5 protein-coding genes are annotated in these 8,739 nt (G+C 70.1%); all 5 read right to left on the bottom strand.

Annotated elements, in window-relative coordinates; translation table 11 throughout:
* Nucleotides 1–149: 149 nt before the first annotated feature.
* Nucleotides 150–605 carry a hypothetical protein gene (locus RMO95_RS01850; protein ID WP_310448883.1) on the bottom strand — a complete coding sequence of 152 codons (456 nt, stop codon included), beginning with the start codon at nt 603–605 and terminating at the stop codon, nt 150–152.
* A gap of 277 nt (nt 606–882) precedes the next feature.
* Nucleotides 883–1,320: a hypothetical protein gene (locus RMO95_RS01845; RefSeq protein WP_310448882.1), complete on the bottom strand. Its 438-nt coding sequence runs from the start codon at nt 1,318–1,320 to the stop codon at nt 883–885.
* Nucleotides 1,321–1,341: 21 nt separating this feature from the next.
* Entirely contained in the window at nt 1,342–2,274 is a 933-nt protein-coding gene (locus tag RMO95_RS01840; RefSeq protein ID WP_310448881.1) for an exopolyphosphatase, read from the bottom strand.
* Between the two features lie 19 nt (nt 2,275–2,293).
* On the bottom strand, nt 2,294–5,851 hold the full coding sequence (locus tag RMO95_RS01835) for a UvrD-helicase domain-containing protein (protein WP_310448880.1): 3,558 nt from the start codon (nt 5,849–5,851) through the stop codon (nt 2,294–2,296).
* A 109-nt stretch (nt 5,852–5,960) separates the two neighbouring features.
* Nucleotides 5,961–8,705, bottom strand: a complete 2,745-nt coding sequence (locus tag RMO95_RS01830; RefSeq protein WP_310448879.1) for a PD-(D/E)XK nuclease family protein — start codon at nt 8,703–8,705, stop codon at nt 5,961–5,963.
* Nucleotides 8,706–8,739: the final 34 nt, after the last annotated feature.

Genomic DNA, 8,739 nt, shown 5'->3' with positions numbered 1-8,739 from the left:
CGGACAACGCGACCAGTGGATGACGAAACGCGCTCACGATGGAGAGCCCCAACGTTAAGTGGACCCCAACAGAAAATTGCCATATCTGGAAAAACATGCCCAGATATGGCAACTCCTGTCCGGATATGGATATATTGAAATTGCCATATCTAGGTATCGGCGCGTACCACGCGACGGCTTAGTTTGAGGTCCCGGACGACGGGGACCGGGACCCGCCAGAGCTTGCGCTTGCCGTCCCAAAGGCCGCCGGCGGCCTTGACCCGGAGGCGCAGTTCGGTTTCCTCGAAGTCGATGCGAACCATGACGGGAGGCGGCAGGGGACGCAAATCCACCACCAGTTCCACCGTTGTGTAGCGGCGCTGGGTGGCCGCATCCTCGCGGTAGCGCACGCAGACCAGAGCCTCGCCGTAGCGTGCGGCGAGACGCTTGGCGCCCGGTGCGTCGGGACCAAGCTTCTTCAGCACCACCCCGCCCGGCGCGCGCTGGATCGCCCCTTGGGTAGCGGCGCGGACGATGCCTTCCGCCGCGGCGCTTGCCTGCGCGGGCGGAAGGCCCGAGGTTGCCCACTTGCTTGCCCACTTGGCTGCCATATTTCTGCCTGCCATGGTTTCCTCTGCGCTGCGCCGGCGGCCACCGCCGGCTACCCCGTCAGCATAGCCGCGTTCTATGCAGGCAGCAAGGGTTCGGCAGGAAAAAACGACGTCCGATATTGGCCAGCGAGGAGTCCGCGCGCCCCGATCGGCGTGGTGCCAGCGGCAACTCTTTCAGCGTCTCTTGATCTCGGTCCACATCCGCGACAGCGTGCGGCGCAGTTTGGGGTCGACGTCGCGCAGCGGAGCCAGGGCGCGCTGCGGACGCAACGGCCGGAAGCTTGGCATGGGCTCAATGCGTCGTCAGGTAGCAGCGCGGCAACGTCGCCCAGACACGCTGATCGGGACGCGCGTCGGTGCGAGCGGCGAGCACGATGGTGATGCGCTCGGCATCGCCGCCGCTCGCCCCGGGCAGAAAGAAGAAGCCGTGGCGGTAAGGCGGCAGCAGCCCGCGCGGTAGCTCGATGCGGCCCGTGGCGGCATCGACGCGGACCGGTCGCGGCGTGTCGCCATTGACGCTGATGCCGGCGGCGGTAAGGTCGAACCAGGCCATGACGGTATAAGCCGGCAACCCGTAGCAGCGATAGCGGCCGTGGGCGGGAGCCTGCGCGCCGGCCGCGCCGGCCAGCAACAGACCGGCGATGGCCAGGATTGCATGGGCCAGGAGTTGGCGCTTGCCAGCCCGCGAAGCGGAATTCCTGGCAGACAGAGTCCGATACGGCGTTTTCAATCGAATTTGCCGGGTACGGCGCTATCCATCCTGATTGATCGTCGCGATCAGCTCCTGCAGCACCGTCTCGGCCTTTTCGTTGGCGATCTGGCAGGTGCCGGCGTTCTCGTGGCCGCCGCCGCCGTAGTACAGCATCAGCTCGCCGATGTTGGTGTTGGAACTGCGATTGAGGATGGACTTGCCGGTGGCGAATACCGTGTTCTGCTTCTGCACGCCCCACAGGACGTGGATCGAGATGTTGATCTCCGGATACAGCGCATAGATCATGAAGCGATTGACGGCGTAGATGGTGTCTTCGTTGCGCAGGTCCAGCACCGCGAGATTGTCGTAAATCCGGGTGCAGCGCCGGATCTGTTCCCTGGCGCGGTCGGCGTGGTCGAAATACAGATCGACGCGCTCCTTGACGTCGGGCAGGGCCAGGATCTCGTCGATGCCGTGGTGCCGGCAGTAGGCGATCAGGTCCATCATCAACTGGTAGTTGCTGACGCGGAATTCGCGGAAGCGGCCGAGGCCGGTGCGCGAATCCATCAGGTAGTTGAGCAGCACCCAGTCCTTCGGGTCGAGGATTTCCTGGCGCGTGAAATTTCCCGAATCGCTCTTGTCCACGGCCAGCATCATGTCGGTGAAGGGCGCCGGGAAGCGGCTCTTGCCGCCGAAGTGCTCGAACACCACGCGCGCGGCGGAGGGCGCGTCGGGATAGATGATGTGGTTGGGGCGTTCGCCGGGATTGCGGAAGGTTTCCGAGAGGTGGTGGTCGAAGGCCAGAAACACGCCGGGCACGAAGGGCAGATTGGTGGTGATGTCGCGCTCGGAAATCTCGACCTTGCCGTCCTGCATGTCCTTGGGATGAACGAACTTGATCTCGTCGATCAGTTCGATTTCGTTGAGCAGGACGGCACAGGCCAGACCGTCGAAATCGCTGCGCGTCACCAGACGGTATTTCTTGTCGGACATGTGGCTTCCTCCTGAAGACTCAGACGTGGAGGGGATTGTATTCCAGAGTCGCCAGGATGCCGTGCGCGGCATAAAACACCGCGAGGCGCTGCGGCAGGGCTTCGTCGGCGAACAGCACGGCATAGGCTTCGAGCTGCGCCCGGTAGCGCCCGGCGTGCGCCCGCAGGCGCTCGGAGTCGGCGTGCTGGCCAAGATCGGCGGTCTTGTAGTCGATGATCCAGCGCACGCCGTCCTCGACGAAACTGCGATCGACGACGCGCGTCTGCGCCGTAGCGCCAGCGCCAACTCTTGTCAGCGCCAGTTCGGCCGCGGCGTCGGCGCGGCGGCGCAGCACCCATTGCCCGTCGGCGCTGGCCAGCGTGGTCGCCAGCAGGCGCGCCACCCGCGCCGCGCCGGAGCGGGCCTCGGCCGGCGACCAGCCGCGGCTGGCCAGCCAGCGCTCGAAGCCGGGCTGGCGTTCGTCCACGCACGGCGCAGGCCAGGCCTCGGGATCGGCGGCGACGAGTTCCAGCACGGCGTGGGTCAGGGTGCCGACCGCGGCGGCCAGCGCATCGGCGGTTTCCTCGCGGAGCGGCGGCGCGGCCTCGATCATGGCCGGCGCCTGCCATGCCGTTGGGATGGCAGGCGCAACGAGGCGCTGCAGTTGCGGCACGAAATGCGCGAACTCGTCCTGCGCGGCGGGCGGTGGCGCGGATTGTGGCGCGGACCGTAGGGCGGACTTCAGTCCGCCATCTTCGCCGCCATCCCTGGCAGCGCTGTGGCCGGCTGAAGCCGGCCCTACATTCTCATCTTCGCCGCTGTGGCCGGTTGATGCCGGCCCTACAGATTCCGCATCGGCTTCGAGCAGCGGCCACAGCCGCGCCAGCGGCGAGGCGCTGCGCGGCGCAACCGGCGCGCCCATCTCGTCGCGGCGCAGCACCCCGACCAGATGCAGGCGGCGCACCGCGCGCGTCGCGGCGACGTAGAGCACGCGGGCTTCCTCGTTGCGGCTGCGCTCGCGCTCCATGCGCTGCAGAAAATCGTAGACCGTCGCCGCGCCCGCCGCGCCCGCCGCACGCGCGCGCCGCCGGTTGACCGGCGCAGCGACCAGGCGCTCGCCGTCCGCCAGCGGAAAGCTGTCCCAGGCCAGGAGCGGCGTGTCCCGTCCGGCCGGCTCGCGATGCAGGCCCGGCAGGATCACGGTGTCGAACTCCAGCCCCTTGGCCTTGTGGATGGTCATCAGTTGCAGGCGGCCGTCGGCCTGCGCATCGGGCGCGGCGTAGAGGCGCGCCATGTCGTCTTCGAGGCTGTCGAGCATGAAGCGCCCCGCGGCATCCAGCGCATCGAGCCGGGCGAAGAAAGCCTGCGCGTCGGCGGCATCGTTGGCGCCGGCCAGGCAGGCCGGGCCGCCGAGCTTCTTCCAGGCATCCTCGATCCAGCGCCGGCGCCGCTGCCGGCCCTGCCCCGCCAGCGCTTCGGCCAGCACCTCGCGCAGATGCAGCAGGCGTTGCCGACCGTCGGCCGACAGCCGCGCGATGCGTTCGGCATCATGCAGCAGCGACCAGATCGTGCTCTGCTGATCGTCCGCGGCCAGCGCGTGCAGGTCGGCCAGCCGCAAGCCGCACCAAGGCGCGCGCAATATCGCCAGCCAGTGCAGGCGGTCCGCGCGGTGATGCAGCGCGCGGGTCAGCGAGATCAGGTCCTGCACTGCCTGGCGGCCGGCCAGGGGTTCGATCTCGACCGCCGAGAAGCGCCAGCCCGCGCCGTGGCGGCGGATCGCCGCGACCAGCGTCGACAGGTGATCGCGCGCCCGCACCAGCACGGCGATGTTGCGTGCCGGGTCTGCTCGCCATTCGGCCTCGATCAGCGCGATGATCTGCTGCGCCTCGGCGCGCGCCGCCTCGTCCGGCTCCGCCGCCACGGCATGAAACTGCACGCCGCCCTGCTCCGCCGCCGCGCGCGTGGCGACGAACTCGCGGTAGCGGATTTCGCCGCGCAAGGGGTCGTCGGCGACGGGAAACACCGCGGGAAAGCAGACGTTGATCCAATCCACCACCTGCGGGCAGGAGCGGTTGTTGCGCGACAGGCGCAGGCGCGTGAGCCGCAGGGCGCCGATGCCGCGTTCGGCGACGCGCAGGAAGAGCCCGACGTCGGCCTTGCGGAAACGGTAGATCGACTGCATCGGATCGCCGACCGCGAACAGCGTGCGACCGTCATTGGGCTGCCAGCCGGCGGTCAAGCGTTCCAGCAGTTCGATCTGGGTCGGGCTGGTGTCCTGGAACTCGTCGACCAGCAGGTGGCGGATGCGGTAATCGAGGCGCAGGCCGAGTTCCGTCGGGTCCATTTCCTCGCCCAGCGCGGCGATCGCGCGCGCCGCCAGTTCGCCGAAATCCACTTCGCCGGCCTCGCGGAACACCAGCCAGAGTTCGGCGGCGGCGAGCTTCATCAGGCGCGCCAGCGCACGCACCACGTCGTCATGATCGTGATCGGGCGCCGGCAGTTCGCGCAGGCGCTGCAGGGCGGTGACCGCCGCGCCGTCGAGGGCGGCAAGGCGTTCGAGCATGGTGTCCTTCCGCGGCTTGAACTCCTTGCCGGCCGGAAAGCCGTTTTTCACATTCACGGTCTTGCGCGGCTCATCCTTCTGCGTCAGCAGGAATTCCGCCAGCGCACGCCAGCGCGGCAGTTCGGCGATCTCGGGCGACAACTCCTCGCCGTAGGAGCGAGCTTGCTCGCGAATCGGGCAATTCGCGAGCAAGCTCGCTCCTACGCCATCGACATCAGAATCGGCAGCACCAGCGAAGGGCCATATCGCGGCCGGGGCCGAATCCGGCCCCAGGTTGGCCGCGGCAAAGCGTGCCAGCGGCATCCACGGCGCTTGCCAGGCGTCGTCGAGGACAGCCGCGACCAGCGCCAGTTCCTCGGCGACCATTTCCTCGAGCGCCTCGCCGATCGCCGCCTCGGGGTCGTCGAGCCGGGATATCTCGCGCCACTGCTCGCGCCGCGCCAGCATCTCGGCCAGCAGCCGCGCCAGCCGCGCGACGTCGTTGTCCAGATGCGCCAGCGCCGTCGCCACCGCCTCGGCGTGTTCACGTTCGTCCTCGCCCTTGGCTTCGAGATGGTCGAGCGCGCGCCGCGCGGCTTCCTCGTAATGCCGTTTGGCGTCTTCGGCCACCGCCGGCTGCGCGCCGAAGCGCGACAAGAGCGGCATCTGCCGCGCCAGCCCGGCGCACAGCGCGTCGATGGTGGTCAGGCGCAGGCGCCCCGGCTGCGTCTCGATCTGCCAGCCGAGCTCCTCCGAGCGCGCCAGCGCGGCCGTCGCCAGATCGAAGGTGATGCGCTTGTGCGGCAGTTCCGGAGGCACGCCCGCGCGCGCCAGTTCCAGGCTTTCGGCGATGCGGCTGCGCATCTCGCCGGCGGCCTTGTTGGTGAAGGTGATGGCGATGATCTCTTCGGGTTCCTCGACGCATGCCAGCAGGCGCAGATAGCGCTGCGTCAGGAGTTCCGTCTTGCCCGCGCCGGCCGGCGCCTCGACGATGAAGGAGGCCAGCTCCAGCGCGCGGCGGCGGTTTTCCTCGTCTTCGCGCAGCAAGTCCGTCATGAGGGCTCACCCCCCGCCCCCGCTCCAGGAGCGGGGGTGACTGTGGTTCGCCGGCTATGCCGGCTCCGGGTTTGGCTTGCGCCGCCTTGGGACGGCCCGGCGGCGGCGCTCATTGTCCTTCCTCGTACTGTTGCCGACGCTCGGCGAGGCGCAGCAGCGGGCGCACCTCGCAATAGTCGAGCGTCTTCTCGTCGTCGAAGACCACGGCCGCGACGCCGTGTTTCACTTCGAGCGCGATCTCGCGGATGCGCTCGGCCCAGAGATTGCGCAGGGCGTCCCAGTCGGGAAACTCGTCATCCGCGTAGCGCCGGCGCTGGGCGGCCAGCGACTTCAGTTCGGGCAGCAGGCCGTCATCCTGCGCCACGCCGAGAAAACCCGGCTCGTCGCGCGTGACGCGGGCCAGCGCCACCGCCGCCAGGTCGCGGTCGGGGAAGGCCAGCGCGGCGTAGATCGGCAACTGCGGTTCGCCGATGCGCGCATCGGCCCAGCTGTCGGCCGAGACGCTGCGCCCGCTCTTGTAATCGATCACTACCAACCGGCCGTCGTCGAGTTCGTCGATGCGGTCGATCACCACGCGCACCGGCAGGCCCTCGATGTCGAGTTCGTGCTTCTCCTCGCAGGCGATGACGCGGAAATTCGCGCGCTGCGCTTCGAGCTCCAGCCAGACCGCCAGCAGCGCCTGCAGCCGCGCGTCTTCGAGCTGGCGCAGGCGCAGCGGCAAGGGCGCGGTCTCGCGCCGATCGAACTCGGCCAGCGCCTGCGCCACGACGCGGCGGATTTCGCCGCCGCGGGCATCCGCGTCCATTTGCAGCAAGTCGGCAAGACAGCGTCCGCGCCAGAATTCCTCCAGCGCCGCGTGCAACAGCGAGCCGCGCGCCATGGCGTCGAGCGCAAGAGTTGGCGCTGGCAACACGGCGGCGCCGAGCCGGTATTGATAGAAACCCCAGGCCGGACACACCGCCTGCGCCGCCAGCAGCGCCGTGCCGCCGCGCACGCGCTCGCCGGCGCCGACGGGGGGGGCCCGCGCATCATCGATGCGCTCCATGATGGCGTCGTCGATGCGCTCAAGCGGCTCCGCCGGGAACGGCAGCACCACCACCGGCGGCCACTCGCCGTGCGCAATCCCGGCCAGCAGGGGGCTTGCCCGCAGCGGCCGTTCGCCGTCGCGCTGCGCCCAAGAGAACACCACTTCGGCCGCGCTCTCGCACCACCCGGCCTGCAGGCTCTGCGCCTGCTCGGCGAGGCTGTCGGCGCGCGCCGCGGGAATCCCCGCGCGGCGCTGCAATTCGGCCGGCAGCAGCGGATTCGGGCGCGGCGCCGGCGGCCACGCGCCTTCGTTGAGACCCATGACCCAGAGCGCGTCGACCGGGCCCGCCAGCGCATCGCCCAGGCTGCAGACCTCGACCCGCGCGATGCCCTGCCGCGGCGCCGCGAACGCCTGGTCGCGGCAGTGTCGCTGCAACTGGCGCAGCGCCTCGCCGGCATCGATGCGCCCGAGCACCGCATCCAGCGCCTGCAGGCCGCCCAGCGCCGTGCGCAGTTCATCGCAGGCCGCCGCTTCGGCCGCCAGGGGCGGGCGCTGGCCGGGCCAGCCCAGCGCCGCCAGCAGCGCCGCAAACCCGCCGCCCCAGGCGGAAGGAAGCTGGCGGCGCGGCGCGGCGCGCGCGGCATCCTGCAACGCGCCCAGATGCGCCAGCAGTTGCGGCACCGCCAGCGCGGCACGCGCATCGGCCGCCAGCCGCCCGATGGCGCGGACCAATCGCTCCAGGCTGGTTTCGGGCGGCAGCCGCTCGCGCAAGCCGGCTTCGACGCGCGCCCGCGCATCGGCCTCAAGCACATCGGCCGACCAGCCGCCGCCGCAGAGCAAGGCGCCGAACTCGGCCTGAGCCACGCGTCGCGGATGGACGAAGACCTGCAGCAGGCGCAGCGCGGCATCGACCAAGGGTTCCCCCGCCAGCGGCGAGCCGGCGACGAAGGCGTAGTCGCGCTCCAGCGCGGCCCAGCCGGCACCTACCGCATCGGGATGCAGCGCCTCTTCCAGCGCCGATTCGAGCAGCCGCCGCCGCGCTGGCAGATCGGCCACAGCGATGCGCAGGCGCGCGCTCCCATCGCGCGCCAGACGTTCCCCCGCCCAGCGCGCCGCGGCCAGGCATTCGGCTTCGGCGTCGGACAGCCCGGCGCCAAGCGCGGGCGCGGAATCGCCGCGACCGAAATCGAGCTGGAACAATTCCACGCCGCGCGCTTCGAGCGCCACCAGCAGGCGCGACAGCAGCGGGTCGGGCGCAATGAAGCCGGCAATGCCGATGCGCGCCGGCAGGCCGCCTAGCCCTCGCGCCACGCATTCGATGCGCCCGGCCAGAACTTCGTCGGCCGTGCGCCAGCCGCCGGCGCGGCAGGCCTCGGCGACCTGCTCCTGCCAGCGCAGGAAGGCGCGGTATTCCTCGGTATGCAGGGCCGCGTCCACCTCGATGCGCCAAGCCCGCTGCAGGCTCGCGGCTTCCATCGCCGCCAGCGCCATGCCTTCGCGGTCGAACAGTTCGGCCGCCGCGCCGGTGTCGCGGGCGATGGCCTGTTCCCACAGGCTGCGCTCCTGCGCCCAGGTCAGAAACGTGCCCGGCACGCCGGCCAGCGGAATCTCGCCGCGCAACAGCGCGCGCGAAACCAGCGCGTCCAGCCACAAGGCCGGCGTCGAACTCTGCAGCGCGCGCCAGACCGTGGCGCCGCGCGCGACCTGCAACTCGCCATGCGCCTGGCGCAAGCCGACCGCCAGCCGCGCCGTGGCGCACAGCACCACCGGCTCCGGCCCGCCGGGCAGGTCGGACAACGAGATTCGAGGCAGATCGGGGCGGATCATTGCAGAGCCGAACCGCGATTATTTCCGTGGATCA

Source organism: Sulfuritalea sp. (genome assembly GCF_031426875.1).
GTDB lineage: Bacteria > Pseudomonadota > Gammaproteobacteria > Burkholderiales > Rhodocyclaceae > Sulfuritalea.
Note: the sequence above shows the minus strand (reverse complement) of the source record. Positions and strands in the feature narration are given on the sequence as shown.

Coding starts and splice junctions, on each gene's coding strand:
- RMO95_RS01850 (WP_310448883.1), bottom strand. CDS start 605: ATGGCAGGCAGAAATATGGCAGCCAAGTGGGCAAGCAAGTGGGCAACC.
- RMO95_RS01840 (WP_310448881.1), bottom strand. CDS start 2,274: ATGTCCGACAAGAAATACCGTCTGGTGACGCGCAGCGATTTCGACGGT.
- RMO95_RS01835 (WP_310448880.1), bottom strand. CDS start 5,851: ATGACGGACTTGCTGCGCGAAGACGAGGAAAACCGCCGCCGCGCGCTG.
- RMO95_RS01830 (WP_310448879.1), bottom strand. CDS start 8,705: ATGATCCGCCCCGATCTGCCTCGAATCTCGTTGTCCGACCTGCCCGGC.